Source organism: Streptomyces sp. NPDC059008 (assembly GCF_042749045.1).
Taxonomy (GTDB): Bacteria; Actinomycetota; Actinomycetes; order Streptomycetales; family Streptomycetaceae; genus Streptomyces.
The window spans coordinates 1-25,114 of the sequence record NZ_JBHYJC010000060.1; the positions used below are offsets into that span (position 1 = coordinate 1).

Annotated in this window: 27 protein-coding genes; 10 read left to right on the forward strand and 17 right to left on the reverse strand. The window is 73.1% G+C overall.

Annotation, left to right across the window (positions count from 1 at the left end):
* Positions 1–93: 93 nt before the first annotated feature.
* Together ACFWZH_RS35870 and ACFWZH_RS35875 are read right to left on the reverse strand one after the other, a co-directional pair.
* Positions 94–1,731: a cation acetate symporter gene (locus ACFWZH_RS35870; protein ID WP_384441370.1), complete on the reverse strand. Its 1,638-nt coding sequence runs from the start codon at positions 1,729–1,731 to the stop codon at positions 94–96.
* Positions 1,728–2,072 (reverse strand): DUF485 domain-containing protein, encoded by a 345-nt coding sequence (locus ACFWZH_RS35875; protein WP_384441373.1) that lies wholly within the window; start codon positions 2,070–2,072, stop codon positions 1,728–1,730. The genes ACFWZH_RS35870 and ACFWZH_RS35875 overlap by 4 nt, the downstream gene beginning before the upstream one ends.
* 220 nt (positions 2,073–2,292) lie before the next feature.
* Here ACFWZH_RS35875 and ACFWZH_RS35880 point away from each other — a divergent pair, with 220 nt between their 5' ends.
* Positions 2,293–2,490, forward strand: coding sequence for a hypothetical protein (locus ACFWZH_RS35880; protein WP_384441376.1), 198 nt, complete (start codon positions 2,293–2,295; stop codon positions 2,488–2,490).
* Between the two features lie 209 nt (positions 2,491–2,699).
* A complete protein-coding gene (locus ACFWZH_RS35885) occupies positions 2,700–4,211 on the forward strand; it encodes a S8 family serine peptidase (RefSeq protein ID WP_384441379.1) in 1,512 nt (503 codons plus the stop codon).
* A 64-nt stretch (positions 4,212–4,275) separates the two neighbouring features.
* Here ACFWZH_RS35885 and ACFWZH_RS35890 read toward each other — a convergent pair whose 3' ends face one another.
* The 3 genes from ACFWZH_RS35890 to ACFWZH_RS35900 are packed head-to-tail and all read right to left on the reverse strand — an operon-like array spanning position 4,276 to position 7,498.
* Entirely contained in the window at positions 4,276–5,874 is a 1,599-nt protein-coding gene (locus tag ACFWZH_RS35890) for a TIGR03086 family metal-binding protein (protein WP_384441382.1), read from the reverse strand.
* Positions 5,875–5,897: 23 nt separating this feature from the next.
* Positions 5,898–6,608 (reverse strand): lysoplasmalogenase, encoded by a 711-nt coding sequence (locus ACFWZH_RS35895; protein WP_384441385.1) that lies wholly within the window; start codon positions 6,606–6,608, stop codon positions 5,898–5,900.
* Positions 6,605–7,498 (reverse strand): sterol desaturase family protein, encoded by an 894-nt coding sequence (locus ACFWZH_RS35900; protein WP_384441388.1) that lies wholly within the window; start codon positions 7,496–7,498, stop codon positions 6,605–6,607. The genes ACFWZH_RS35895 and ACFWZH_RS35900 overlap by 4 nt, the downstream gene beginning before the upstream one ends.
* A gap of 151 nt (positions 7,499–7,649) precedes the next feature.
* Here ACFWZH_RS35900 and ACFWZH_RS35905 point away from each other — a divergent pair, with 151 nt between their 5' ends.
* On the forward strand, positions 7,650–8,375 hold the full coding sequence (locus ACFWZH_RS35905) for a Type 1 glutamine amidotransferase-like domain-containing protein (RefSeq protein ID WP_384441391.1): 726 nt from the start codon (positions 7,650–7,652) through the stop codon (positions 8,373–8,375).
* A gap of 33 nt (positions 8,376–8,408) precedes the next feature.
* Here ACFWZH_RS35905 and ACFWZH_RS35910 read toward each other — a convergent pair whose 3' ends face one another.
* From ACFWZH_RS35910 to ACFWZH_RS35925, 4 genes are read right to left on the reverse strand one after another with little or no spacing between them, the layout of a single operon-like run.
* Complete coding sequence (locus ACFWZH_RS35910) at positions 8,409–9,644, reverse strand: amidohydrolase family protein (protein ID WP_384441394.1); 1,236 nt, start codon at positions 9,642–9,644, stop codon at positions 8,409–8,411.
* Positions 9,641–10,924, reverse strand: a complete 1,284-nt coding sequence (locus tag ACFWZH_RS35915) for an amidohydrolase family protein (RefSeq protein WP_384441397.1) — start codon at positions 10,922–10,924, stop codon at positions 9,641–9,643. The genes ACFWZH_RS35910 and ACFWZH_RS35915 overlap by 4 nt, the downstream gene beginning before the upstream one ends.
* 18 nt (positions 10,925–10,942) lie before the next feature.
* A complete protein-coding gene (locus tag ACFWZH_RS35920; RefSeq protein WP_384441400.1) occupies positions 10,943–11,827 on the reverse strand; it encodes an SDR family NAD(P)-dependent oxidoreductase in 885 nt (294 codons plus the stop codon).
* Position 11,828: 1 nt separating this feature from the next.
* Positions 11,829–12,626 (reverse strand): acetoacetate decarboxylase family protein, encoded by a 798-nt coding sequence (locus ACFWZH_RS35925; protein ID WP_384441403.1) that lies wholly within the window; start codon positions 12,624–12,626, stop codon positions 11,829–11,831.
* Positions 12,627–12,808: 182 nt separating this feature from the next.
* On the opposite strand from ACFWZH_RS35925, the gene ACFWZH_RS35930 reads away from it, so the two are divergent.
* The 6 genes from ACFWZH_RS35930 to ACFWZH_RS35955 all read left to right on the forward strand — a co-directional run bounded on the left by ACFWZH_RS35930 (position 12,809) and on the right by ACFWZH_RS35955 (position 18,496).
* Entirely contained in the window at positions 12,809–13,471 is a 663-nt protein-coding gene (locus ACFWZH_RS35930; RefSeq protein WP_384441406.1) for a TetR/AcrR family transcriptional regulator, read from the forward strand.
* A gap of 160 nt (positions 13,472–13,631) precedes the next feature.
* Positions 13,632–14,675 carry a DEDDh family exonuclease gene (locus tag ACFWZH_RS35935; protein ID WP_384441409.1) on the forward strand — a complete coding sequence of 348 codons (1,044 nt, stop codon included), beginning with the start codon at positions 13,632–13,634 and terminating at the stop codon, positions 14,673–14,675.
* Positions 14,676–14,738: 63 nt separating this feature from the next.
* Positions 14,739–14,972, forward strand: a complete 234-nt coding sequence (locus tag ACFWZH_RS35940) for a hypothetical protein (protein ID WP_077192103.1) — start codon at positions 14,739–14,741, stop codon at positions 14,970–14,972.
* An 81-nt stretch (positions 14,973–15,053) separates the two neighbouring features.
* Positions 15,054–15,896 (forward strand): SURF1 family protein, encoded by an 843-nt coding sequence (locus tag ACFWZH_RS35945; protein WP_384441414.1) that lies wholly within the window; start codon positions 15,054–15,056, stop codon positions 15,894–15,896.
* A gap of 55 nt (positions 15,897–15,951) precedes the next feature.
* Positions 15,952–17,736: a glycoside hydrolase family 15 protein gene (locus ACFWZH_RS35950; RefSeq protein WP_384441417.1), complete on the forward strand. Its 1,785-nt coding sequence runs from the start codon at positions 15,952–15,954 to the stop codon at positions 17,734–17,736.
* A gap of 4 nt (positions 17,737–17,740) precedes the next feature.
* Positions 17,741–18,496, forward strand: a complete 756-nt coding sequence (locus ACFWZH_RS35955) for an SDR family oxidoreductase (protein WP_384441420.1) — start codon at positions 17,741–17,743, stop codon at positions 18,494–18,496.
* 22 nt (positions 18,497–18,518) lie between these two features.
* On the opposite strand, the gene amaP is transcribed toward ACFWZH_RS35955, so the two are convergent.
* The 5 genes from amaP to ACFWZH_RS35980 are packed head-to-tail and all read right to left on the reverse strand — an operon-like array spanning position 18,519 to position 20,895.
* Positions 18,519–19,124 (reverse strand): alkaline shock response membrane anchor protein AmaP, encoded by a 606-nt coding sequence (gene amaP, locus ACFWZH_RS35960; protein WP_384441464.1) that lies wholly within the window; start codon positions 19,122–19,124, stop codon positions 18,519–18,521.
* A 5-nt stretch (positions 19,125–19,129) separates the two neighbouring features.
* A complete protein-coding gene (locus tag ACFWZH_RS35965) occupies positions 19,130–19,801 on the reverse strand; it encodes a DUF6286 domain-containing protein (RefSeq protein WP_384441423.1) in 672 nt (223 codons plus the stop codon).
* Positions 19,798–20,190 carry a hypothetical protein gene (locus tag ACFWZH_RS35970; protein WP_384441426.1) on the reverse strand — a complete coding sequence of 131 codons (393 nt, stop codon included), beginning with the start codon at positions 20,188–20,190 and terminating at the stop codon, positions 19,798–19,800. Before ACFWZH_RS35970 ends, ACFWZH_RS35965 begins: the two co-directional genes overlap by 4 nt.
* Positions 20,191–20,196: 6 nt before the next feature.
* Entirely contained in the window at positions 20,197–20,394 is a 198-nt protein-coding gene (locus ACFWZH_RS35975) for a hypothetical protein (RefSeq protein ID WP_384441429.1), read from the reverse strand.
* Between the two features lie 36 nt (positions 20,395–20,430).
* On the reverse strand, positions 20,431–20,895 hold the full coding sequence (locus ACFWZH_RS35980; protein WP_384441431.1) for an Asp23/Gls24 family envelope stress response protein: 465 nt from the start codon (positions 20,893–20,895) through the stop codon (positions 20,431–20,433).
* Positions 20,896–21,104: 209 nt separating this feature from the next.
* Between ACFWZH_RS35980 and ACFWZH_RS35985 the strand changes: the two genes are divergently transcribed.
* A complete protein-coding gene (locus ACFWZH_RS35985) occupies positions 21,105–21,833 on the forward strand; it encodes a hypothetical protein (protein ID WP_384441434.1) in 729 nt (242 codons plus the stop codon).
* Positions 21,834–21,930: 97 nt separating this feature from the next.
* On the opposite strand, the gene ACFWZH_RS35990 is transcribed toward ACFWZH_RS35985, so the two are convergent.
* The 3 genes from ACFWZH_RS35990 to ACFWZH_RS36000 form a co-directional block, all read right to left on the reverse strand.
* Positions 21,931–22,710: an enoyl-CoA hydratase/isomerase family protein gene (locus ACFWZH_RS35990; protein ID WP_384441437.1), complete on the reverse strand. Its 780-nt coding sequence runs from the start codon at positions 22,708–22,710 to the stop codon at positions 21,931–21,933.
* Positions 22,711–22,823: 113 nt separating this feature from the next.
* Entirely contained in the window at positions 22,824–23,045 is a 222-nt protein-coding gene (locus tag ACFWZH_RS35995) for a helix-turn-helix domain-containing protein (protein WP_384441440.1), read from the reverse strand.
* A 376-nt stretch (positions 23,046–23,421) separates the two neighbouring features.
* Positions 23,422–25,020 carry an ABC-F family ATP-binding cassette domain-containing protein gene (locus ACFWZH_RS36000; RefSeq protein ID WP_384441443.1) on the reverse strand — a complete coding sequence of 533 codons (1,599 nt, stop codon included), beginning with the start codon at positions 25,018–25,020 and terminating at the stop codon, positions 23,422–23,424.
* Positions 25,021–25,114 lie beyond the last annotated feature (94 nt).

Below are 25,114 nucleotides of genomic sequence, written 5' to 3' on the forward strand. Positions count from 1 at the left end.
CCGGGTGGGGGGGGGGTGTATTTTTTTACAACTCCCCCCCCCCCCCCGCCCCGGTCCTGTACGGACGACTCAGTGCGCGCGCACCGTGCGCGGCTAGTGCGCCCCGGTCCCGGTCAGCGAGCGGACCTCCAGCTCGGCGAACTTCTTGACGTCCGGCTCCTCCTTGGACAGCAGCGAGCCCAGCCAGCCGAGCAGGAAGCCCAGCGGGATGGAGATCAGGCCCGGGTTCTCCAGCGGGAAGAAGCCGAAGTCGGCGCCGGGGAACATGGAGGTCTCCTTGCCGGAGACGACCGGCGAGAAGAGCACCAGGACGACGGAGGAGACGAGGCCTCCGTAGATGGACCAGAGCGCGCCGCGGGTGGTGAACCGCTTCCAGAACAGGCTGTAGAGGATCGTCGGGAGGTTGGCGGAGGCGGCGACCGCGAAGGCGAGCGCCACCAGGCCGGCGACGTTCAGCCCGCGGGCGAAGACGCCCAGCACGATGGCGACCGCGCCGATGCCGACGGTGGCCCAGCGGGCCGCGCCGACCTCCTCCTTCTCGGTGGCCTTGCCCTTGCGGATGACGTTGACGTACAGGTCGTGCGCGAAGGAGGAGGACGAGGCGAGGGTCAGGCCGGCGACCACCGCGAGGATCGTGGCGAAGGCCACCGCGGAGATCACGGCGAGCAGGATGGCGCCGCCGGTGGAGCCGGCGCCGCCGCCGATCGCCTCCGCGAGGAGCGGTGCCGCGGTGTTGCCCGCCTTGTTGGAGGTGGTGATCGTCTCGGGCTTGATGAGCGCGGCGGCGCCGAAGCCCAGCGCGATGGTCATCAGGTAGAAGACGCCGATGATGCCGATCGCCCAGTTCACGGACTTACGGGCGGCCTTGGCGGTGGGGACGGTGTAGAAGCGGATGAGGATGTGCGGCAGGCCCGCGGTGCCCAGGACGAGCGCGATCCCCAGCGAGATGAAGTCGATCTTCGAGGTGGCGGTGGCGCCGTACTTGAGGCCGGGCTCCAGGAAGGCGGAGCCCTTGCCGCTGTTCTCCGCGGCGGCGCCGAGCAGCGCGGAGAGGTTGAAGTGGAACTTGAGCGCCACCAGGAACGTGATCAGCAGGGTGCCGGCGATCAGCAGGACGGCCTTGACCATCTGCACCCAGGTGGTGCCCTTCATGCCGCCGATGCTGACGTAGAGGATCATCACGATGCCGACGAGCACGACGACGAGGATCTTGCCGGCCTCGCTGGTGATGCCCAGCAGCAGGGTGACCAGGGCGCCGGCGCCCGCCATCTGGGCGAGCAGGTAGAAGATCGAGACGATGATGGTGGAGGTGCCCGCGGCCGTGCGGACCGGGCGCTGGCGCATCCGGTAGGCGAGGACGTCGCCCATGGTGAACCGGCCCGAGTTGCGCAGCGGTTCGGCGACCAGCAGCAGCGCGACGAGCCAGGCGACGAGGAATCCGATGGAGTACAGGAAGCCGTCGTAGCCGAAGAGGGCGATGGCGCCGGCGATGCCGAGGAAGGACGCGGCGGACATGTAGTCGCCGGAGATGGCCAGGCCGTTCTGGAAGCCGCTGAACTGCCGGCCGCCGGCGTAGAAGTCCTCCGCGCCCTTGGTCTGCCGGCCGGCCCAGACGGTGATGCCGAGGGTGGCGGCGACGAAGACCGCGAAGAGGGTGATGATCAGGGCGCGGTGCTCACCCGCGCCGCCGGCCGCGAGCTGGAGCGCGAGCGGCTGCTGAGCGGGGGTCATGCGTCGCCCTCCAGACGGGACTTGATGGCCTCGGCCTTGGGGTCGAGCTTGGTGGCGGCGTGCCGGGAGTACCACCAGGCGATGAGGAAGGTGGTCACGAACTGGGCGACGCCGAGCACGAAGGCGACGTTGACGTTGCCGAGGACCTTGGTGGCCATGAAGCCGCCGGCGTAGCTCGACAGCAGTACGTACCCGAGGTACCAGGCGATGAAGGCGACGGTCAGCGGGAAGGCGAACGAGCGGTGCGCGCTGCGGAGTTCGTTGAATTCCGCGCTCGACTGCACCTGGAGGTAGTCGGGCGGCTCATGCGTCCCCGGATCGGTGGTGGGTGCGGCGCTCACGGAATCTCCTGACGCGAGGGGGCGGCTGGTGCGGGGCTGGGGCGCCGGGTCCGCACGGGGGGCCCGGTCGACGTAAAGCCCGCGTAAGTGATGTTGATCACGCATGGTAGGGCCGTGCCACCCGATCCGACAGAGGGGCGTTGGTTGAATCCCCGAGGAAAAATCGGGGGAATGGCCGCGGCGACCGCCACCGCGCGGGGGGCGATTCGTTGAGCCGGATGTGAACCCGCCGCCCCAGCAGGCCCCGCAGCCACCCGCTCCCCGCCGGCGCCCTTACGGCAGCGTCCGGCTGCCGGTGCCGCTCACCGCCACCCCGTCGAGGCCGCGCCCGGAGACCGCCCCGGCCGCGCGCCGCTGGTACGGCCCGCGGATCCCGCTGCCGCTGCTGAGCATCGCCACGCTGCGCCGCGGCGACTGACGCGGCGACTGACGGGGCGCCACTGCCCGCCGGGCCCCGCGCCCGCGTGCGAACCGCGGCTGACGGCACATCAATTCACCACTCCTGACAGGTTTTCTCCCCGTTCCATTGCTGCGCGTCAGTGATCGCCGATAACTTCACGTCTCACTGCATCCGCCCGTGCGCAAACCCGCGTACGGGCGGTCTCACGGATGATGTGGAGAACCCCCATGGCACATCCCCGATCCAGACGCATGCGGGCGCTGGCCGTACCGCTCGGGCTGGCTCTGACGGCGTCCCTCGGCTTCCTCCCGAACGCGGCCACCGCCGCGCCCCAGGACTCCGTCCCGGCCGCCGCACAGGCCGACGGCCCGCTGCTGTCGTACGTCGTGAACACCACGCCCGGCCATGCCACCGTCGGCAAGGTGGAGAAGGCGATAGCCAAGGCCGGCGGGAAGGTGATCGTCGCCCATGAGCAGATAGGCGTGATCGTCGTCCACTCGGCGAACCCGCAGTTCGCCGCCACCATACGGACGGTGCCGGGCGTGCAGACCGCCGGCGCCAGCCGCACCGCGCCCCTGAAGGCCTCGGGCACCACCGACGTCGGCAAGCCGCAGAAGATCGATCTGTCGAAGTCGCAGCTCAAGGCGGCCGGCAGTGCGGCGAAGGCGAACGGTCAGGAGCCGCTGGAGCCGCTGCAGTGGGACCTGCCCGCCATCAAGGCCGACAAGGCCGCGCAGGTGAACCCCGGCAGCAGGGGCGTCACCGTCGCCGTCATCGACACCGGCGTGGACGACACCCACCCGGACCTGAAGGCCAACTTCTCCGCGAAGCAGTCCGCCAACTGCGTCGGCGGCGTGGCCGACACGTCCAAGGGGGCCTGGCGCCCCTGGGACCCCAGCAGCGACTACCACGGCACCCATGTCGCGGGCACGATCGCCGCGGCCCGCAACGGCACCGGCGTGGCCGGCGTCGCCCCGGGCGTGAAGGTCTCCGCGATCAAGGTCAGCGAGCCGGAGACGAGCCTGTTCTACGCCGAGAGCGTGGTGTGCGCCTTCGTCTTCGCGGCCGACCACGGTGTCGAGGTCACCAACAACAGCTACTACGTCGACCCGTGGATGTTCAACTGCAAGGATGACGCCGACCAGGCCGCCATCGTTGACGCGGTCGGCCGTGCGGCGAGCTACGCCCAGCGCAAGGGCGCGATCAACATCGCCGCCGCGGGCAACTCCGACCTGGATCTGGGAGCCGCCAAGCTCCCCGACGCCAGCAGCCCGAACGACTCCACCCCCGTCGAGCGCACCATCAACCCGAAGACCTGCTGGGATGTGCCCACCCAGCTTCCGGGCACGGTGACGGTCGCGGCGACCGGTGTGCACAAGCTCAAGTCCGGCTACTCCAACTACGGGCTCGGCCAGATCGATGTGGCCGCACCGGGCGGCGACTCCAAGCAGGTTCCGGAGCTGCCCGCCAAGAACGGCAACATCCTCTCCACCATGCCGGGCGGCGACTGGGCCTACCTGGCCGGCACCTCCATGGCGTCCCCGCACGTCTCGGGCGTCGCGGCGCTGCTCAAGAGCGCCCACCCCAAGTCCGGCCCGCAGGAGCTGCAGTGGCTCCTCAAGCAGCAGGCGGACAACCCCGGCTGCCCCACGGGTGACGCGACCTGCACCGGCACCAAGCACGTCAACAGCCACTTCGGCTACGGCATCGTCGATGCCCTGGACGCGGTGAAGAAGTAACCGCGCGCCCTGCCCGGCACACCGGCCGAGACGGTGTGCCGGGCGCTGCGTACGGGCCGTCGCGTCAGCCGAGCCCGGCCGGGGGCAGCTCGCGGCCGAGGAAGGCCGCGAGCCGGTCGGTGGCGGACGCCCCGGGCGCGGCCGGGCGCTCGGGCGCGAACGATCCGCCCTCGGTGCGCGGCGCGGCCCCGTAGATCCGGTGCGCCGCCGCGAGGGTCTCCTCGGCGACCTCCGGCGCGAGGCCGGTCGGGGCGCCCAGTGCCCTCGCCAAGTCCCAGCCGTGGGCGAGGAGTTCCACCACGACCTGCTGGACGATCATCGCGCCGGGTGCGTCGTGGGGCCCGTAGCGGCGCTGCAGCATCCCGCTGTCGGTGAACGCGGCGAGGGCGGCGCGCGCGGAGTTTGCGAAGGCGGCGACATGGTCGTCGCCGAGGTGGTCGGCGGTGTGGTCGGCGCGCGGGGCGCCTTCGGCGATCGAGGCGGCCATCAGGTTCTCCCACACCATGTGGTCCAGCAGCCGGGCCACGCTCCAGTGCGCGCAAGGCGTCGGCAGCGCGAGGTCCGCCGGCCGTACGGCGGCCACCAGGGCGCCGACGTCACGGGTCACCTGTTCGTAGGCGTACAGCACCCGTTGCGGATCGGTCTCCTCGAACGCCGAGCGGTCGACCTCCAGCGGCCGGAGGTGGGCGCGCAGGGCCGCGGCCGTCCAGGTGCCCGCGGGGCCCCAGTCGGGCGGGGCGGGCTTGCCGGTGACCGCGCACAGCAGCTGCCAGTAGCGCTCGACGGACGGCTCGGACGCGGTCCGCAGCTGCTCCAGCAGCCGGGCGCGGGCGGCCGGGCCGTCCTCGGTGGGCGCCTCGGCGGTGCCGGCCTGGGTGGGGAGCCAGGCGGCGACCAGTTCGGCGACGACCGGCCCGGCGGCCGGGGAGTCGGGGGCCAGACCGGCCGCGACGGCCTCCTCGGCGCGCGCACGCATCAGCTCGGCGACGCGTACGGCGGCCGCTTCGGCTTCCGCGCCGCCGCCTTCCGGCGCGGTGCGCGCGCTGTACTCGGCCAACCGGCGCAGCGCGACCGGCAGCTCCGGCTCGCGGACCAGGGCGGCCAGTTCGACCCAGGCGCCGAGCTGGTCGGGGGTGGGTGCGTCGGGCAGGTCGGGGACGGCGGCCAGCAGACCGCTGCGGTAGGCGGAGTCGGGTACGCCGTCGAGGGCGTCCGTCAGGAAGTCCGCGATGATCCGGCGGCGTTCGCCGGCCGACAGGCGGGCCAGTTCGGTCATATGGGGCAGCTCCTCTGCTGCGCTGTCCCGCTCGGCCACCGTGCGCAGTACGGCGCACTGCAGCCGCAGGGTGCAGATCTGCGCGTCCAGCGCGTCCGCCCACTGGGTCGCCGTCTCGGCGAGGGTGCGCTCGCGCCGCAGTACGGAGCGGATCGCCGCCGTCCCGATGCCCAGTTCGCGCAGGCTGCGCACGATCTCCAGGCGGGCCGGGGCGTCGCCGCCGTACAACCGGTAGCCCGCGGGGGTGCGGGCGGCGGGCGGCAGCAGGCCCTGGTCGGACCAGTTCCGGATGGTCTTGACCGGGACGCCGGTCAGGCGCGCCAGCGCGCCGATGGTCAGTGGGCCTGTGCCGTCCTCGTACATGCCGTCCACTGTCGGGTCTCCCACGGGGGGAGACTCAAGTCCGCCGGCTACGCGACGCCGGCCGCCGGGACGTCTTGGGTGTGCCGGGACGGGGGCCGTGGTGCCGTGGTGGCGGCGGACCGCAGTACGCCGGCGGTCAGCGCGCACTGGGCGGCGGTGTAGGTGACCATGATCCAGAACTGGGGGGCGGGCAGCTGCGGCCAGTGGGCGATACCGCTCGCGATCAAGGTGTCGGAGAGCAGGAAGAGCAGTCCGCCGGCCGCGGCCCAGGGGCCGGCGCGCAGCGCCCCGAAGGCCATCGCGGTCAGCAGCAGGCTGTAGCCGGCGACCGGGATCCGCAGTTCGGCCGGGAGACCGGGCCACAGCAGGGCCACGGTCCCGACCAGCGCGGCGGCGTACCCGGCGGTGAGCGCGGCGGTGCGCCCCCGCCGCCCGGGGCCGGGTCCCGCTCCGTGGCGGGCGAACAGCAGCAGGTAGCACAGGTGCCCGGCGGCGAACGAGCCCATGCCCACCAGGAAGACCAGGTCACCACCGATCTGCAGGAAGGTGTCTCCGCCGCAGCCGAACAGCAGCGCGCCGGCCAGCAGCGTGGGGCCGCCGCGCGCCAGCACGTATCCGGCGAGGACCGGCATCAGCGCGGGCTTGGTGAGGTGCTCGACGGTGGCGGCTCCCGCGAGCAGCGCCCCGAGATGCACGACGGCCAGCGCGGCGAACACCACGGACAGCGGCCGTACGCCGGCCGGCCAGCGCGGCGTCACGTCACGGGCTCCTCGACCGAGGCGGGCGCCGTGCGGTCGGCCGGTCGGGTCGTCTGCCGCCCGGCCGGCTGCCAGCCCGGTCCGCGGAAGACCCGTCCGGCGCGCTCGCCCCAGCTGTCCGCGGCCCGTACGTCGCGGGCGATGGCGGCGTACTCGTGCGTGGCCACCCGCAGCGGGTTGTAGGTCTTGATGTTCTTGGTGAGGCCGTAGACGGGCCGCTCGGTCTCGGGGACGAACGAGCCGAACATCCGGTCCCAGATGATCAGGATCCCGCCGAAGTTGCGGTCCAGGTAGCCGCCCTGCGAGGCGTGGTGGACGCGGTGGTGGGAGGGCGTGTTGAGGACGAACTCGAAGGGCCGCGGCAGCTTGCCGACCCGCTCGGTGTGCACCCAGAACTGGTAGACCAGGTTGGCGCCGGAGGTGAAGGCGATCGCGGCCGGATGCACGCCGAGGGCGACCATCGGGACGTAGAACGGCCAGACGGTCCAGGTCGTCCAGGGCTGCCGCAGGGCGGTGGTGAGGTTGAACTTCTCGCTGGAGTGGTGCACCACATGGCAGGCCCACAGGATGCGGATGACGTGGTGGCCGCGGTGCGACCAGTAGTAGAAGAAGTCCTGGGCGAGCAGCATCAGCAGCAGCGTCCACCACAGCACCGGCACGCGCAGCGGGGTGAGTTCGTAGACCGCGGCGTAGATCGCCACGATGGGGATCTTCCACAGCGCGTCGAAGACGAGGCTGCCCAGTCCCATGCCGACGCTGGTGGCCGCGTCCTTGGCTTCGTAGCCGGCCGCGTCCTCGTCGGGATGCAGGCGGTAGCTCACCATCTCGACCACGGTGAGCAGGACAAAGGCGGGTACGGACCACAACACGACATCGGGCAGGTGCGGCATGCTCCGCACCATAAGGGCGGTGACAGGAGTGCCGCTAGGGGTTGTTACTCAGAAGTATGTGAGACGTGATGTCAGCTGCCCGGCACGGCGTACCGCCGGTAGCTTTCCGTCCTGCCGCAGGCGCGGCCACGACGACGGAAGGCGAGGCCCGATGACCACCGCACCCACCATCGCCCTGCTCGGCGGCGGCTTCTCCGACGATCCCGACACGCTCCTGGACGACTACGTACTGGCCGCCACCGGGCGGGCACGGCCCCGGGTGTGCTTCGTGCCCACCGCGAGCGGCGACGCACCGGGGTACATCGAGAAGTTCCACGCCGCGTTCGGCGCACGGGACTGCGAGGCGAGCCATCTGGAGCTGTTCCGGCGGTCGGTGTCCGATCTGCGGGCGTTCGTCCTCGCGCAGGACGTCGTCTACGTCGGGGGCGGCAACACCGCCAACATGCTCGCCGTCTGGCGGCTGCACGGCCTGGACGCGGTGCTGCGCGAGGCGTACCGGGCCGGAGTGCTGCTGTGCGGCATCAGCGCGGGCGCGTGCTGCTGGTTCCAGAGCGCGCTTTCGGACTCCTTCGGCCCGCCGGCACCGCTCGCCGACGGGCTGGGACTGCTGCCCGGCAGCCTGTGCCCGCACTACGACAGCGAGCCCCGGCGCCGCCCCGGCTACCTGACGGCCGTCAACGACCGTGCGCTTCCCGGAGGGTGGGCGGTCGACGACGGCGCCGCCGGACTGTTCACCCACGGCCGCCTCACCGAGGTCGTCACCCGTACGCCCGGGGCCACCCTGCACCGGGTGCGCAGGGGCGAGGACGGCTCGGTGGAGGAACTCCCGCAGACGGCCCGGGTTCTCGGCTCCTCGGCGGCCGACGTGTCCGTCTGAACCCGACGCGGCGCTGTGCGACCGGCCCCCGCCTCACCACACCCGCACCGAACCGCCCGGGGCGAACGCCGGGCTGGTGGCGTCCGGGGGGATCTCTTCCAGGGGCACCGAGAGTTCGCCGTGCGTGGGGCCGACACGGGCGGCTATCGGGGCGAGGCGGGCGAGGTCGAAGCCGTAGACCCGGGCGGCATTGGTGCCGAGCATCGGGGCGATCTCGTCGGGTGGCAGGCCCGCGTAGGCGAGGCGGAGGGCCTCGCGGGAGTACGGGTGGGTGCCCTCGTCATGGGGGTAGTCGCTGCCCCACATGATCTTGTCGAGGCCGATGCGGTGGCGGAGCGGGACCTCGTGGGGGCGCATGAAGCTGGCGCCCACGTAGCAGCGCTCGCGCCAGACGCTGCCCGGCGAGGCCCCCATGCTCGCGGCCAGGCCGGCACCGAACTTGGACTCGGCGGTGGCGGCCCGGGACGCGGCGGCCACCAGCCGGCCGTGGTAGTAGTCCAGCATGCCCAGGACGCCGGGGATCCAGCCGGAGCCCTGCTCGGTGAGGACCAGGCGCAGGCCCGGATGGCGGCGGAAGGCACCGCCGAAGATCAGGTGCCACAGGGCGCGGTGCGAGAACCAGGTCGTCTCGACCATGAAGACGGCGCGGGCGGCGGGTTCGTCGCCGAGGGGCGGGGAGGCCGAGCCGCCGTGGTGGTTGACGGGGACCTCCAGCTCGGCGCAGACGGCCCACAGGGGGTCGTACACCTCGGAGTGGAGTTCGGGCAGGCCGCAGCCGGGGGGTGTGCCGGGGAGCAGGACGCCGCCGGTGAGGCCGGCTTCCTTGGTGCGGCGGACCTCCCGTACGGCCTCGTCGACGTCGTTGAGGAGGATCTGGGCGACGCCGGCCCGGCGCCCCGGGGCGTCGGCGCAGAAGTCGGCGAGCCAGCGGTTGTGGGCGCGCAGGCCCGCCCAGCGCCGCTCGTACTCCGCTCGGGTGGGCGCCGGGGCCATCAGCGAGGCGCTGGGGAAGAACGGCGGGATGGTGTTGGGGAAGACGACCTCGGCGACGATGCCGTCGGCCTCCAGCTCCGCCAGCCGCCGGGCGGAGTTCCAGTTGCGGTCGGCGGTGTCGGCGAGCAGGTCCTCGTAGGGATTGACGTAGGTGGCCGCCCACGCGTCGAAGGCGTCGTGGTGCTTCGCCTCCAAGTACGGCTTGTAGTCGAGGAGATCGGCGCCCGCGTGGCAGTCCGCCGAGATCACCGTGTAGCGGTCCTCGGAGGTGGTCACGGGGCCACCCCCAGGGTCGGGAAGTCGTGGCCGGTGAGCCAGTGCCGGCCCGCCTCGCGGGAACGGGCCCAGGAGGCCTCCACGGCGCTCTGGTCGGCGTCCTGGCCGAGGTCGGCCGGGGTCGGGCCGATGCGGGCCGCGAGCGGGGCCAGGCGCTCGGTGTCGAAGCCGAAGACCTCGGCGGCGGCCAGGCCCAGCATCCGCCGGGTCTCGGCGACCGGGATGTCGTGGAAGGTGTCGCGCAGCCAGGCGCGGGTGTGGGGCCAGGTCCCTTCCGGATGCGGGAAGTCGCTTCCCCACAGGATGTTGTCGACGCCGATCTCGTAGCGCTGGGCGAGTTCGCGGCGTTTGGTGTTGGTGGCGCAGACGAAGACCTGCCGGTCGAGGTACTCGTGCGGAGCGCGCTTGAGCTCGGCGAAGGGGGACAGCTTCTTGCCGCCGTGGGCGCCCAGGTAGAGGCGGTCCATGAACCACAGCAGGTTCGGCAGCCACCAGCAGCCCGACTCGGCGATGCCGAACCGCAGCCCCGGGTGGCGCTCGAAGACACCGGACCACAGCAGGAACCAGAGCGGCCGGGCGGGCCACCAGGTCACCTCGCTGACATAGATGCCGAGGTGGTCCCCGTACTCGTGGCGGGGCGCCGCGCCCGAGTGCGTCACGACCGGCATCCCGCAATCGGCGGCCGCCGCCCACACGGGGTCGTAGCGCCGCGCGTGGTACGGGTCGTGGTCGACCCACATGGAGGGGATCATCAGGGCGCCGAGCCCCGACTCCTTGGCCCGGTGCACCTCGGCGACGACCTTCGCCGGGTCGGCGGTGATGGGCAGCAGGGCGACGCCGCAGTGCCGTTCGGGGTGTCGGGAGACGAAGTCGGCGAGCCAGCGGTTGTGCGCCTGGGCGCCGGCCATGCCGAGGTCGGGGTCCTGGTCGCCGGAGAGGCCGAGTCCCACCCCGAAGGGCGCGGCGGTCCGGCTGTCGACGGCGTCCGCGTCGGGGAAGACGACCTCGGCGGCCACCCCGTCGCCGTCGAGCTCCTTGAGGCGCTGCGCGGGGTCCCAGCCACCGCGCAGGCCCTCCTCGTTGTCCTCGAACCACTTGGCGGCGAACGCGTCGTTGCGGATGCCCAGGCGGGTCGCCTCCGCGCGGCGGGCGTCCCGCTCGCCGAGGAACTCGTCGAAGGCGCGGTGGAAGCGGCGCTCCAGATAGGGCCGGTACTCCTCGGTGGGCAGTCCGGCATGGCAGTCGGAGGAGATGATCAGGTACGGGTCCTGGTTGCTCATGCTCACGTCCCTCGGTCCTCAGTCGAGAATGAAGCTCTCCAGATACGCCGGGTTCGCCCGGTCCAGCATCGACCGCGACCGGTCCCGGATCTGGCGGTCGCTGTGCTCGCTGTCGGGCAGCAGCCAGAAGCGGTCCGCGGCGATGCCGTCGACGACCAGGTCCGCGACCTGCTCGACCGGTGTGAACTCGACCTCGTGCCCGGCCTCCTTCATCGCGGCCTCCCACTGGTCGAGGCTGCGGTAGGGGGTCTTGCGGGGCCGCTGCTTGGCGTACCGGTCGGGGCGGTTGCGGTGCGACTCCCACAGGCCGGTCCGCAGCATGTGCGGCCCGGGGAAGAGCACCGAGGCACCCACCCGTGCCCGCTCGGCCCTCAGATGCGCGTACAGGGACTCCGTCATCGTCACGACGGCGGCCTTGGTGACCGCGTACACCGAGGCGGTGGGCAGCGGGGCGATGCCGCCGTCCGCCGACGAGGTGTTGACGACATGGCCCGGCTCCCCGCCCGCGATCATGCGGGGGACGAACGCCTGGACGCCGTGGAAGACGCCCCACACGTTGACCGCGAACGCCCACTTCCAGTCGTTGGGTTCGTGCTGCCACATCCGGCCCTCGGCGCCGGAGCCGACGCCCGCGTTGTTGCACAGCACATGGCAGGCGCCGAACGTGGCGTAGGTGTCCTCGGCCAGCGCCATGACCTGGTCGCGCTCCCCCACGTCGACCACGCGCGCATGCACACTCGCCCCGTCCGCCCGCAGCCCGTCGGCCGCGCTCTCAAGGGCGCCCCGCTCGACGTCGGCGAGCACCACCTTCAGGCCGTCGGCCGCGAACCGCCGCGCCATGGCCAGCCCGACACCGCTCGCCGCGCCCGTGACGACGGCGACCTGCCCCGGTCGCAGCTCCATGTCAGGCGCTCCCCTCGGGCGGGCCGTCGAGGATCTGCCGCGGGTCGTCGTAGCGCTGATGGATGTACGGCAGCAGGGCCCGGGCGTCGACCCGCTCGACGATCCGGCCCTTCTGGTCCGTGGTCTTCTCGCCGAGGGTGATCTCCACCAGGGTGCGCACGGGGAGGTCGGCGACCGGGTCGTACATCGACTCCCGCAGGACGACGTCTCCCGTGATCCGCTCCAGCTTCCTGACCTTCTCCTCGCGCAGGCAGTGCACGAGGGCCGGGTCCGCGTCGAAGCCCGAACCGTCCACCGCCGGGAGGAACTTGAAGTAGAAGTCCGTCTTCTGCGACGGCTCCGGAAGGGGCAGGCCGCCGCTGACGGCGCCGCGCACCTCGACGAAGGCGATGCCGTGCCGGGCCAGCGCGGCGCGCACGGTGAGCCCGTCGCGCTCGACCGTCACCTCGCCCAGCTTCTTGGGCTCGCCGAAGACCTCCCGGCCGCCGATCAGCGCCCGCTCGTGGGTCATCGGCATGACCAGCGGATACCAGCCCTCGACGCCGTGGTGCGCGGCCGCGACGGCGACCGAGCCCGCGCCCAGGGGGTAGCCGGGCAGGTCCACCGCGCTGATGGCGGCCCGGACCAGCGGGCGGCCGGTGGGCTTCAGCGGCGGCGGCAGGACGGCCGCGACCGCGTCCGGATCGCTCTCCCAGACGGCGACCACGCCGGTGGACCAGATGTCGGGGAGCTCGGCGGCGGCGGTGCGCGCCGCGGCGATCTCCGCCTCGGTGCGCGCTCCGTAGCGTATGCGTGCCATGTCGTACCGCCCTTCGTCGTGGGTGACTTGCGGGGGTTGACGTGCGGGGTCCTACGGCCGGTCGAGGTGCGGGCGCCGTGGCCGGCGCCGGGTGCGGCGCCCGCCTGTAACACTGTTACATCGTGCCGGTCGAAGGGTAAAGAGCCTTGCGGGAAAGGGAGTTGAAAGGGTAAGTGGGGGGCATGACACGTACCGCGCTGACCAGCGAAGAGGTTCTGGACACGGCCGCCCGGCTGGTCCGGGCGCACGGCCCGGCCGCGCTGACCATGCGCCGGCTCGCCACGGAGCTGGGCACCGCCGTCACCTCCATCTACTGGCACGTCGGCAACCGCGAGTCCCTGCTGGACGCGCTCGTCGCCCGCACCGTCCGGGAGATGGGCGAGATCCACCCCATCGGGCGGACCCCGCACGCGCGCATCGTCTCGGTCGCCCGCGGCCTGCGCACGGCGCTGCGCGAGCGGCCGCAGCTGATCGCGATGGTGCACGAACGCGGGCTGACGGAGCGGATGTTCCTGCCCGCGCAACAGGCACTGGTCCGCGAGGTGCACACCGCGGGGCTGCGCGGGCGGGCCGCCGCCGAGGCGGTGCGCGCCGTCCAGTTCCAGGTCGTCGGCTTCGTACTGGTCGAGCGCGCCCGGGAGCGGTCACCCGAGCAGCATCCCAGCGAGGGCGAGCTGTGGGACTCCCCCGCCGCCGGCCACGATCCGGCGCTGGCCCGCGCGCTGGCCGCGCCGGCCGACACGGAGCGACTGTTCGTGGTCGCGCTGGAGGCGGTGGTGGCCTCGCTGCTCGCGGCCGGGGAGCCCGGGGCCCCGCCGGGGCGGCCCGCCGGCCCCGCGTCCTGACGCTCCGCCCTGTTCCGCGAAAGGCCCCCGTTCCCGACCCCGGACGGGCGAGGACGGCACCCCGGGGCCGGCCGGTCGGGCCGTCAACAACCATGCCGCGGGCCCTCGTGGCCGACGGCGGTTCGGTGGCTGTCAGTGGCGGCCCGTATCCTCAGGGACCATGCTCGAAGACCCCATGGCAGCAGCCGGCCCGATCGCGCCGAAGATCGGGCAGCAGGCGGGCCCACAGACGCCGCCGGCTCCCTGGCCGTCCGGGTATCCCCAGGGATACGCGGTGGTCGACGTGGAGACCACGGGGCTGGCCCGCGACGACCGGATCATCTCCGCGGCCGTGTACCAACTCGACGCGCAGGGCGAGGTCGAGGACCACTGGTACACCCTGGTCAATCCGCAGCGCGATCCGGGACCGGTGTGGATCCACGGCCTGACGAGCGCCGTGCTCGACGACGCGCCGCTCTTCCCGGAGATCGTGCCGCAGCTGTCCGAGCGCCTTCAGGACCGGGTGCTGGTCGCGCACAACGCCATGTTCGACTGGTCGATGATCGCCCGTGAGTACGCCCGCGCCGCGGCCACCGCCCCGGTGCGCCAGCGGCTGTGCACGATCGCGCTCTCCAAGGAACTGCGACTGCCGCTGCCCAACCACAAGCTGGAGTCGCTCGCCGCGCACTACGGCGTCGTGCAGCAGCGCGCCCACCACGCGCTGGACGACGCCCGGGTGCTGGCCGAGGCGTTCCGCCCCAGTCTGCGGCGGGCCGCGCGGGAGAATCTGCGGCTGCCGCTGCTGAGCTGCCAGCCGCTGACGGAGTGGTCGGACGCCCCCGCGCCCCGGCAGCGCCCCGCCGCCTCGTCGTACCGCCCGACGTCCTGGCGGCCGTCCCGTAAGCGCCCGGCCTGCCCGTACCCCAATCCGGGGCGCTACGAGGCCGGCGGCCCGCTCGTCCAGGGGATGCGGGTCGCCTTCTCGGGCGACACCTCGGTGGACCGCGAGCTGCTGGAGGACCGGGCGATCGAGGCCGGGCTGCATGTCGCGACGAGCGTGTCCCGGCTGACCAGCCTGCTGGTGACCAACGATCCGGACGCCCAGACCTCCAAGACCAGCAAGGCCGCCGCGTACGGCACGGTCGTGATCGACGAGGCGGCGTTCATGCAGCTGCTGCAGGACGTGCGGCCGGCCGGCCGCGCGGCGCCGCCTGCTTCCGGGTGAAGCCGGCCCAACACACCCGCCGGCGCCTCGCCCCGCGCGGGGCCCGCCCGCACCCTGTGGCGCATGGCACGTTGTGAGGTCTGCGGAAACGACTACGGGATGACGTTCGAGGTGCACGCGCAGGGTGCGGTGCACGTCTTCGACTGCTTCTCCTGCGCCATCCACCGCATGGCGCCGATCTGTGAGCACTGCCGGGTCCAGATCATCGGCCAGGGCGTCGAGGCCGACGGCAAGTGGTACTGCGGCGCCCACTGCGCCCGCTCGGACGGGAGGGTGGGGATCGTCGACCGGGTCTGAACGGCGGGCCGTCCCTCCCCCGGCGACCGCCGGGGGGACCCCGGGCTCGGCGGCCGCGGTGCCCCAGGTACCGTCGAAGCCGTGTACCGCTTCCTGTTGTCCCGGCAGTGGGTGATCCTCACCCTCGTGGGTCTCGTGCTGATCCCCGTCATGATCAAGCTGGGCTACTGGCAGCTGCACCGCCATGAGCACAAGGTGGCGCAGAACCAGCTCATCGCCGCCAGCCTGGCCGCCGAGCCGGTGCCGGTCACCGACCTGACCGCTCCCGGCCGGGACCTGCCGCGGCGCGAGATGTGGCGCACGGTCACCGCCACCGGCACCTACGACACCGCCCACGAGGTCGTGGTCCGCCAGCGCACCGCCGCCGACGAGCAGAGCATCGGCTACTACGTCCTGACCCCGCTGGTCCTCGGCGACGGCGACGCCGTCCTGGTCAACCGCGGCTGGATCTCCGCGGGCAACGACCTCACCAAGTTCCCGGACGTCCCCGCCGCCCCCAAGGGCAAGGTCACCGTGACCGGCCGGATGATGGCCGACGAGACCACCGAGGCCAGCGGCATCAAGGACACCAAGGGCCTGCCCGCCCGCCAGGTCATGCTGATCAACAGCACGGAGCAGGCGAAGCGGACCGGCCGGCCGATGCTCGGCGGCTACATCGAGCAGACCGGCCCCAAGCAGCCGGGCGGCCCGGAGCTGGTGCCCGAGCCGGACCACGACTCCATCGGCCCGCACATGGCGTACGCGATCCAGTGGTGGCTGTTCGCGGGCGCGGTACCGGTCGGCTGGGTGATCCTCGTACGCCGCGAGCGCCGCGACCGCGCGGCGGCCGCGGCGAAGAAGGCCGGCGAGGCCGAGGAAGCCCCCGAGAGCGGTCAGGCCCCGGAAGCCGGGACCGCCCGGGAGTCGGCGGACGCCACGGCGTAGCCCGGACAGCCGTCACCGCCGAGTAGCGCACGCACCCGGTGGGAAGAGCCGCTGAATGCCCCCACGCATCGAGGACTACGCGCTCATCGGCGATCTGCAGACCGCCGCACTCGTCGGCCGGGACGGCTCGATCGACTGGCTGTGCCTGCCCCGCTTCGACTCCGGCGCCTGCTTCGCCGCCCTCCTCGGCGGCAAGGACAACGGCCACTGGCGGCTTTCACCGCGGTCCCCCGAGGCCCGCGCCGAGCGTTCCTACCGCGGCGACTCGCTGATCCTCGACACCGTCTGGCACACCCCCGAGGGCCGGGTCCGGGTCACCGACTTCATGCCGCAGCGCGACCGCGCACCCGATGTCGTACGGATCGTCGAGGGCCTCGACGGCCGCGTCGAGATGCGCGGGGTGCTGCGGCTGCGGTTCGACTACGGGCGGGTGGTGCCCTGGGTGCGGGCCGCCCAGGGCTGCCGGGTCGCGATCGCCGGGCCGGACTCCGTCTGGCTGCGCACCCCCTCCCAAGGCAGTACCTACGGCAAGGACTTCAGCACCCGCTCGGACTTCACCGTCGCCGAGGGCGAGCGCGCCGCGTTCGTGCTGACCTGGCACCCCTCGCACGAGCCCCGGCCGACCCAGATCGAACCGTTCGAGGCGCTGCGGGACACCCTGGAGGACTGGCACGCGTGGTCCGCGCGCTGCCGCTACAGCGGCCCGCACCGCGCGGCCGTGATCCGCTCGCTGATCACCCTCAAGGCCCTGACCTACGCGCCCACCGGCGGCATCGTCGCGGCCCCCACCACCTCGCTGCCCGAGGAACTGGGCGGCGTCCGCAACTGGGACTACCGCTACTGCTGGCTGCGCGACGCCAGCCTCACCCTGGACTCGCTGCTCCAGGCCGGGTATCTGGACGAGGCCGGCGCCTGGCGGGACTGGCTGCTGCGGGCGGTGGCCGGCGCCCCCGACGATCTGCAGATCATGTACGGACTGGCCGGTGAGCGTCGGCTGCCGGAGTCCGAACTGCCGTGGCTGACCGGATACGCCGGCTCCGCGCCCGTACGCATCGGCAACGCCGCCGTGCAACAGCGCCAACTCGACGTCTACGGCGAGGTGATCGACTCCTTCCACATCGCGCGCACGGCCGGGCTGCCGGCCGAGCCGCACGCCTGGAGCATCCAGCGGGCGCTGGTGGACTACCTGGAGTCCACCTGGCGCGACCCCGACGAGGGGCTGTGGGAGATCCGCGGGCCGCGCCGGCACTTCGTGCACTCCAAGGTCATGGCCTGGGTGGCGGCCGACCGGGCGGTGCGGGCGATGGAGGCCGCACCCCATCTGGGCGGGGACCTCGACCGGTGGCGGGCGATGCGCGACGACGTCCACCGGGAGGTGTGCGAGCGGGGCTACGACGCCGAGCGCGGCGCCTTCACCCAGTACTACGGCTCCGCGGAACTGGACGCCGCGACCCTGCTGATCCCCCGCGTCGGCTTTCTGCCGGGGGACGACCCGAGGGTGACCGGCACCATCGACGCGGTGCGCCGGGAGCTGTCGCAGGACGGGCTGCTGCGCCGCTACAGCACCGAGGGCGGGTCGGTCGACGGGCTGCCGGGCGGTGAGGGCGCGTTCCTGGCCTGCTCGTTCTGGCTCGTCGACGCGCTGGCGCTGAGCGGCCGGCGGGCGGCGGCCGACGAGCTGTTCGCACGGCTGCTGGCGCTGCGCAACGACGTGGGGCTGCTCTCCGAGGAGTACGACCCGGTGGCGCGCCGCCAACTGGGCAACTTCCCGCAGGCTTTCAGCCATATCGGCCTGGTGGGGACCGCCTTCGGCCTGCTGGACGGGACACCGGCACACTAGGGCCATGGACCTTGGACTCACCGACCGGACGTACATCGTCACCGGAGCGACCCGCGGCCTGGGCTTCGCCGCCGCCCAGGAGCTGACCGCCGACGGCGCCAACGTCGTGATCACCGGACGCACCCAGGAGAGCGCGGCGGCCGCGGCCGCGAAACTGGGCGAGCGGGCCCTCGGGGCGGCGGCCGACAACGCCGACCCCGACGCCCCGGCGCGCCTGGTGGCGGCGGCCCGCGAGCGCTTCGGCCGCCTGGACGGCGTGCTGATCAGCGTGGGCGGACCGGCGCCCGGCACCACCGCCGACAACACCGACGACCAGTGGCAGTCCGCCTTCGAGACGGTCTTCCTCGGCGCGGTGCGGCTGGCCCGCACCGCCGCCGCCGAACTCGACGAGGGCGGGGTGATCGGCTTTGTGCTCTCCAGCTCGGTGCACGAACCGATCAGCGGCCTGACCATCTCCAACGGCCTGCGCCCCGGCCTCGCCGGCTTCGCCAAGTCGCTCGCCAACGAGCTGGGCCCGCGCGGCATCCGCGTCGTCGGTGTGCTCCCCGGCCGGATCGCCACCGACCGGATGACCCAGCTCGACGCGCTCTCCGGCGACCCCGAGGGCTCCCGCGCCCGCAACTCCGCCGCGATCCCGCTGGGCCGCTACGGCAAGCCCGAGGAGTTCGGCCGCGCCGCCGCCTTCCTGCTGTCGCCGGCGGCCTCGTACGTCACCGGTGTGATGGTGCCGGTGGACGGCGGTTCCCGGCGCAGCTTCTGAGCGGGCGGGCGCTGGGGGGTGGCTAACTGACCCGCTCCGCCCGGTGTTTGACGGCCTGCAGGCGGACCTTCGCCGGCAGCCGGTCGAGCCCGGCGGAGCGGCGGGCGTGGGCCACCGCCTCGTCCGACAGGCGCAGAAGGACGGTCCCCGGGTCGGCGTGCGGTGCGAGGGCCAGCACGGCGCGGACCCGGGGCTCGCCACGGCGGCCGGTGAGCCGGACAGCGGCCCGTTCGACGCCCTCCAGGGACTCCGTTTCGGCGACGAGGACGCCCTCCAGGGCCCTGCCGCGCAGCAGGGCGCCCTCGCCGTCGCCGCTGTCGACGAGGATCGCGTCCAGCCGGTGCCGGCGCAGCTGGACCAGCAGCCACCACAGCAGCAGCACGACGAGAACGGCCAGGGCGGCGATGACGACCGGCCACCACCAGCCCTGGTCCGTCCAGCGGGTGCGCTGGTGCGCGGAGAGCAGCACGCCCTCGGGGCCGGGCCAGGGCCATCCGGCGGGCAGGTCCAGATGCCACTTCGCGGGCAGGCCGAGCCCGCCGAGCAGCACCAGCCCGCCGGTGCCGAGCAGCAGCACACCGGCCAGGCCGATCAGCACCCGGTTGGCCGTCCTGCGGACCTGGCGCATCGCGCTCACCTCTTCTTCGGGCGCCGGACGTGCACGGTCAGCGTGAGCCCGTGGGCCAGGCCCAGCTGTCGCAGGCCGTCGCCGAGCGCGGTGTCGAGGTCGGCGCGGACCTCGTCCAGCGCGCGGAAGTGCGAGACGGCGTGCGCCTTGGCCCTGCGGCGGCCGACGGTCATCCGTACGGACTGGACCCCGGCGACCTCCATGGCGCGGTCGCGCAGCACCAGTGCGGCGGCCGCCCGGTCCAGGCCGGCCCGGACGCCCGGGGCGGCGGGCCGCATCGGCAGCACCTGGCGCAGACCGGGGGTGACGGCCAGCACGATCAGCCAGACGCCGAGGACCACCGCCAGCGCGGCGGCGGCCAGGAGCCAGGGGTCGTCGAGGGGGACGGTGTCCAGTTGGCGGGCGAGCCAGCGGCGCCAGGCCATCGCGGGGCGGTGCGCGCGCACCGCGGCCACGTCGTAGAGCAGCAGGCCCGCGGCGCCCAGCAGGACCAGCGCGACCACGGCGGCCGGCACCCGGCGGGCGGACCACCAGCGCCCGGTCCGGCCGTCGTCGAAGGCCCCGGGCGTCGGCCCGTCGTCCGCTCCCGGCGCCTTGTCGGGCGGCTGGTCGGGCGGCTGATCGCCGAGGGTGGACAGTCGCCGGGTGTCCGCCGGTTCGGCGGCGTCGTCGCTCATCGCACCCTCTCCCGGCCCCTGCCTTCCAGCAGTGGTGAGCGCAGCCGCTCGACCTCCACCGCCACCTCGGGCACCGCCATGCTCGCCAACGCCGTCACCCGTTCGGTGACATGACGACGCACCAGGCGGCACTGGGCGCCGATGTCCGAGGGGTAGCCCAGCTCCACCGCGACCCGTACCCGGGCCTCGCCGAGGTGCTCCCGGTCCTCGCGCCGGTGGACGGTCACCGTCGCATGCGCGTCCGTACGACCGTGCGGGGACTCGGTGCGCAGCGCCTCCCGCGCGGCCTGCGCGGCGATCTTCGCCACCACCCGGTCCGCGATGCTGGTCGCGCCGCGCTCGCCCGCCGGTACGTCAGCGGCAGCGGCCGGCACGGGCCCCGTCGCCACCCGGCCTCACCGCCGCCGGTCGTCGCGGTCGCTGCTGCGGGTGCGGAAGAAGTCGCCGGCCTCCAGGTCCCCGTCCAGGAACTTGCCGGCCACGAAGCCGATCAGGCCCAGCGCCGCCACCACCACGAAGGCGCCGAAGCCGCCGAAGTATCCGGCGAAGCCCAGCGCCATACCGGCCAAAAGGCCGACCACGGCCATGCTCATCGTGCGCTCCTTCGCTGCCGCTCCGGTCGGGCCCGCTCACTGGAGCCGCGGTTCGGCTTCCTCTTCTTCGTCCGCCTCGTCGGGCAGCTTGACGTCGCTGACCGCGATGTTGACCTCGACGACCTCCAGGCCCGTCATCCGCTCCACGGCGGCGATGACGTTCTCCCGGACGGTCCGCGCGACATCGGCGATGGCGACGCCGTAGTCGACCACGATCTCCAGGTCCAGCGCGGTCTGCACCTCGCCGACCTCGGCCTTCACCCCGCGCGTCGCGGTGGCCGAACGGCCGCCGCCACCGGGCACCTTGTCGCGTACGGCGCCGAGCGTACGGGCCAGGCCGCTGCCCATGGCGTGCACCCCGACGACGTCCCGGGCCGCGAGACCGGCGATCTTCTCCACGACACCGTCGGCGATGGTGGTGCGCCCACGGGACGCGGGGTCGCCGCCACCCCTCTTGACCGGTGTCCTGGCCCCCTCTGCGTGCTGCTGGCTCTCGCTCATCGCCGTGTGTCCCTTTCCGCGGGGAGAAGCGGGCCGCCCGCTTCGATCACCACACTAGGCCGGGTGCCCCGGGACCGCTCCGGGGATGTGGCAGCAGAGTGCCCCCACGGCGCCGCCGGGCACACCGGCCTGCCGTACGGGCCGGTCTGCGGCAGGCTGGGGACGTCGCACGGGACGGGCCGGGGCTCCTGCCCAGAAAGGGGTGCGCGGTGAGCGCGAACCAGTTGTCGCAGGCGGTGCGGCAGCAGCTCGGGATCGGGCGGGTGCTGCCGCTGGGCGGGCCCGCGGACGGGTCCTGGATCACCGAGCGGGCGGCCGCGGGGGCGCTGCGCGCGGGCGCCGCGACCCCGGCCGGGGTGCGCATCGGCACACTGCGGCTGTCGGTCGCCGACCCCGGGCACGCGCCCGAACCCGCGGTGCCCGCGCCGCTGAGCGCGCTGCCGCCGGGCCCGCTGCGGATCGAGGCGGACTTCACCGCGGTCGCCGACCGGCCGCTGCCCGCCGTCGCCGACCAGGTCCGCGCGGCGCTGCTGGAGGCGGCCGTCCAGGACCTGGGGCTGGTGGTGGGCGTGGTGGATCTGCGGGTGAGCGGGCTGCTGGAGGCGGGCGAGGAGGCGGCCCCCACGCCGCACGCGCCCCGCCCCGAGCCCCCGGTGGCCGCTCCCGCTGCGGGCGACCGGACCGGTGCGACGCAGGAGGGTCCGGCGGGGATCGCCGTCGTCGCGCGGGGGGTGGCGGGCGTGGCCCGGCTGGCGCCGGCGCTCGGCGGGCCGTCGCGTCCGGTGCGGCTGGCCGAGGGCCATGCGCTGGTCCAGCTGGCGGTCGCGGCCGGTCATCGCGCGCTGGACGTCGCGCACGCCGTACGGGAGGCGGTGGCGGCCGCGCCGGCCGCGCCGTCGACGGTCGCGGTGCTGGTCACGGCCGTGGAGCGGGACTGAACGGGGTGGTACCGGCGAAGCGGTACCCGGCAGGCCGCGGCCGGACGGGAGCCTGCGGGCCGCCCGGCCGGCCGCGCACGCCGGCACGCGCCCGGTGCTACTCCCCCACGCCCGCGAGATCACGCAGCCGGCGCGCCTGGGCGGCCCGCTCGGCGATGCGCTGCTCCTCGTACGTACGGCCGGCGGCGCCGGCCAGCAGGGCCTTGGTCTCGATGACGGCGTCCCGGGGCGGGGCGGTGAGCGCGGCCGCCAGGTCGGCCACCGCGGCGTCGAGCTCGTCCCCGGGCACGACGAGGTTGGCGAGGCCGATCCGCTCGGCCTCCTCGGCGTGCACGAAGCGCCCCGTGGCGCAGATCTCCAGCGCCCGGGCGTAGCCCACCAGCCCGACCAGGGGGTAGGTGCCGGTCAGGTCCGGTACGAGCCCCAGACTGGTCTCGCGCATGGCGAACTGCACGTCCTGCGCGACCACCCGCAGATCGCAGGCGAGGGCGAGCTGGAAGCCCGCGCCGATGGCGTGCCCCTGCACGGCGGCGATGGACACCAGGTCGTTCCGCCGCCACCAGGTGAACGCTTCCTGGTACTCGGCGATCGTGGCGTCCAGTGCGCTGTCCGTGCCGCGCGCCATATCGATGAACGACGGCTCGCCGTCGAAGCCTTCGGGCGTGAACGCCTGCCGGTCCAGGCCGGCGGAGAAGGACCTGCCCTCACCGCGCAGCACCGCGACCCGGACGTTTCCCGGCAGCAGCGAACCCGCCTCGGCCAGCGCCCGCCACATGGCGGGCGACTGCGCATTGCGCTTGGCCGCGTTGGCGAGGGTCACCGTGGCGATATCACCGTCCACGTCGAGCCGCACGCCGTCCTTGTCGAGCAGAGTCATGAGCGCCTCCGAGTCAGCCAGCCGCACCTGCGTGCGTAAGTGACTGAACGGTAACCTCCCGGTCGACGGCTTGGTCGACCGGGGGGACACCGCGGTACCCAAAGGCGCGGCCGTCAGGCCGAGGCGGCCTTCTTGCCCCTTGTGGCTCCACCGCGACCGCGCAGGTTCACACCGGATTCACTGAGCATCCGATGCACGAATCCATAGGAGCGGCCGGTTTCCTCGGCCAGCGCCCGGATGCTCGCACCGGAGTCGTACTTCTTCTTCAGGTCTGCCGCGAGCTTCTCGCGCGCGGCGCCGGTCACCCGGCTGCCCTTCTTCAGAGTCTCGGCCACCCGTGCCTCCTCGTGGGAAGTGCGCTCTGGACTCTCATGATCACCCCTCCCCGGCTTCCTGGCCACCCATTCCACAAGGTTCGGTGCGACATCCTTCGTCGGCGGACACCCGGCCGGCGGGGGCTGAACCTCTCATTCCGGTCTTTCCGAGAGTCACTCGGTCGCGGCGCACCGTGAGAAGCCGCAGGTCAGACGGCATATGGCCGAAAAAAGCATCGGCCGGGCCCCATGGACCCGGCCGGATGCCGCAGACTCGCCGATGTACGAGCCGTTCTCACTCAGATGATGGATCACACGTCGGCCGAATGATCCATGCGGGCTTGATCCCATCGCCCCGACCGCCCCGCGCGACTCCTGCGCCGGGCCGCCGCACCGGTCAGGCCAGCGCGACCAGATCCGCGTAGTCCTGGCCCCACAGGTCCTCGACGCCGTCCGGCAGCAGGATGATGCGCTCGGGCTGCAGCGCGTCCACCGCCCCCTCGTCGTGCGTCACCAGGACCACCGCACCGGTGAAGGTGTGCAGCGCGCCGAGGATCTCCTCGCGGCTGGCCGGGTCGAGGTTGTTGGTGGGCTCGTCGAGCAGCAGGACGTTGGCGGAGGAGACGACCAGCGTCGCCAGGGCGAGCCGGGTCTTCTCGCCGCCGGAGAGCACCCCGGCGGGCTTGTCGACGTCGTCCCCGGAGAACAGGAACGAGCCGAGCGTCTTGCGGATGGCGACCAGGTCCATGTCCGGGGCGGCCGAGCGCATGTTCTCCAGGACCGTGCGGTCCGGGTCCAGGGTCTCGTGCTCCTGGGCGTAGTAGCCGAGCTTGAGGCCGTGGCCGGGGCGGACCTCGCCGGTGTCGGGCTGCTCGACGCCGGCCAGCAGGCGCAGCAGGGTGGTCTTGCCCGCGCCGTTCAGGCCCAGGATGACGACCCGGGAGCCCTTGTCGATGGCCAGGTCGACGTCGGTGAAGATCTCCAGGGAGCCGTAGGACTTCGACAGGCCCTCGGCGGTCAGCGGGGTCTTGCCGCACGGCGCCGGATCCGGGAAGCGCAGCTTGGCCACCTTGTCGGCGGCGCGCACCGCCTCCAGGCCGGCGAGCAGCTTGTCGGCGCGCTTGGCCATGTTCTGCGCGGCGACGGTCTTGGTGGCCTTGGCCCGCATCTTGTCGGCCTGGGAGTTGAGCGCCGCGGCCTTCTTCTCGGCGTTGGCCCGCTCGCGCTTACGGCGCTTCTCGTCGGCCTCGCGCTGCTGCTGGTAGAGCTTCCAGCCCATGTTGTAGACGTCGATCTGCGACCGGTTGGCGTCGAGGTAGAAGACCTTGTTCACGACGGTCTCGACCAGGTCGACGTCGTGCGAGATGACGATGAAGCCGCCGCGGTAGGTCTTGAGGTAGTCGCGCAGCCAGACGATGGAGTCGGCGTCGAGGTGGTTGGTCGGCTCGTCGAGCAGCAGGGTGTCGGAGTCCGAGAAGAGGATCCGGGCCAGCTCGACGCGGCGGCGCTGGCCACCGGAGAGGGTGTGCAGCGGCTGGCCGAGGATGCGGTCGGGCAGGCCCAGGCTGGCGGCGATGGTCGCGGCCTCGGCCTCGGCGGCGTACCCGCCCTTGGTCAGGAACTCGGTCTCCAGGCGCTCGTACTTCTTCATCGCCTTCTCGCGGGTGGCGCCCTTGCCGTTGGCCATCCGGTCCTCGTTCTCGCGCATCTTGCGCAGCACGGTGTCCAGATCGCGGGCGGACAGGATGCGGTCGCGGGCGAGCACGTCCATGTCGCCGGTGCGCGGGTCCTGCGGCAGATAGCCGACCTGGCCGCCGCGGGTGACCGAGCCCGCGGCGGGGATGCCCTCGCCGGCCAGCACCTTGGTGAGGGTGGTCTTGCCGGCGCCGTTACGGCCGACGAGGCCGATGCGGTCGCCCTTGGCGATGCGGAAGGAAGCGGACTCGATGAGGACGCGGGCGCCGGCGCGCAGCTCGAGGCCGGAGGCGGTGATCACGGAAAAAGCTCCAGGGCAGGAAGACGGCGGATTGGACGGGACGGTCCGAGAGCGGGCTGCGCCGTCTAATGAACCCAAAGGAGAACTGCCATGG

Excerpts from the sequence above, each read along its gene's own strand:
- ACFWZH_RS35905 (WP_384441391.1), top strand. The coding sequence starts at position 7,650 with ATGACCACCGCACCCACCATCGCCCTGCTCGGCGGCGGCTTCTCCGAC.
- ACFWZH_RS35950 (WP_384441417.1), top strand. The coding sequence starts at position 15,952 with ATGCCCCCACGCATCGAGGACTACGCGCTCATCGGCGATCTGCAGACC.
- ACFWZH_RS35980 (WP_384441431.1), bottom strand. The coding sequence starts at position 20,895 with ATGAGCGAGAGCCAGCAGCACGCAGAGGGGGCCAGGACACCGGTCAAG.
- ACFWZH_RS35930 (WP_384441406.1), top strand. The coding sequence starts at position 12,809 with ATGACACGTACCGCGCTGACCAGCGAAGAGGTTCTGGACACGGCCGCC.
- ACFWZH_RS35885 (WP_384441379.1), top strand. The coding sequence starts at position 2,700 with ATGGCACATCCCCGATCCAGACGCATGCGGGCGCTGGCCGTACCGCTC.
- ACFWZH_RS35990 (WP_384441437.1), bottom strand. The coding sequence starts at position 22,710 with ATGACTCTGCTCGACAAGGACGGCGTGCGGCTCGACGTGGACGGTGAT.
- ACFWZH_RS35920 (WP_384441400.1), bottom strand. The coding sequence starts at position 11,827 with ATGGAGCTGCGACCGGGGCAGGTCGCCGTCGTCACGGGCGCGGCGAGC.
- ACFWZH_RS35940 (WP_077192103.1), top strand. The coding sequence starts at position 14,739 with ATGGCACGTTGTGAGGTCTGCGGAAACGACTACGGGATGACGTTCGAG.
- ACFWZH_RS35955 (WP_384441420.1), top strand. The coding sequence starts at position 17,741 with ATGGACCTTGGACTCACCGACCGGACGTACATCGTCACCGGAGCGACC.
- ACFWZH_RS35975 (WP_384441429.1), bottom strand. The coding sequence starts at position 20,394 with ATGAGCATGGCCGTGGTCGGCCTTTTGGCCGGTATGGCGCTGGGCTTC.
- ACFWZH_RS35870 (WP_384441370.1), bottom strand. The coding sequence starts at position 1,731 with ATGACCCCCGCTCAGCAGCCGCTCGCGCTCCAGCTCGCGGCCGGCGGC.
- ACFWZH_RS35915 (WP_384441397.1), bottom strand. The coding sequence starts at position 10,924 with ATGAGCAACCAGGACCCGTACCTGATCATCTCCTCCGACTGCCATGCC.
- ACFWZH_RS35900 (WP_384441388.1), bottom strand. The coding sequence starts at position 7,498 with ATGCCGCACCTGCCCGATGTCGTGTTGTGGTCCGTACCCGCCTTTGTC.
- ACFWZH_RS35935 (WP_384441409.1), top strand. The coding sequence starts at position 13,632 with ATGCTCGAAGACCCCATGGCAGCAGCCGGCCCGATCGCGCCGAAGATC.
- ACFWZH_RS35925 (WP_384441403.1), bottom strand. The coding sequence starts at position 12,626 with ATGGCACGCATACGCTACGGAGCGCGCACCGAGGCGGAGATCGCCGCG.
- amaP (WP_384441464.1), bottom strand. The coding sequence starts at position 19,124 with ATGCGCCAGGTCCGCAGGACGGCCAACCGGGTGCTGATCGGCCTGGCC.
- ACFWZH_RS35965 (WP_384441423.1), bottom strand. The coding sequence starts at position 19,801 with ATGAGCGACGACGCCGCCGAACCGGCGGACACCCGGCGACTGTCCACC.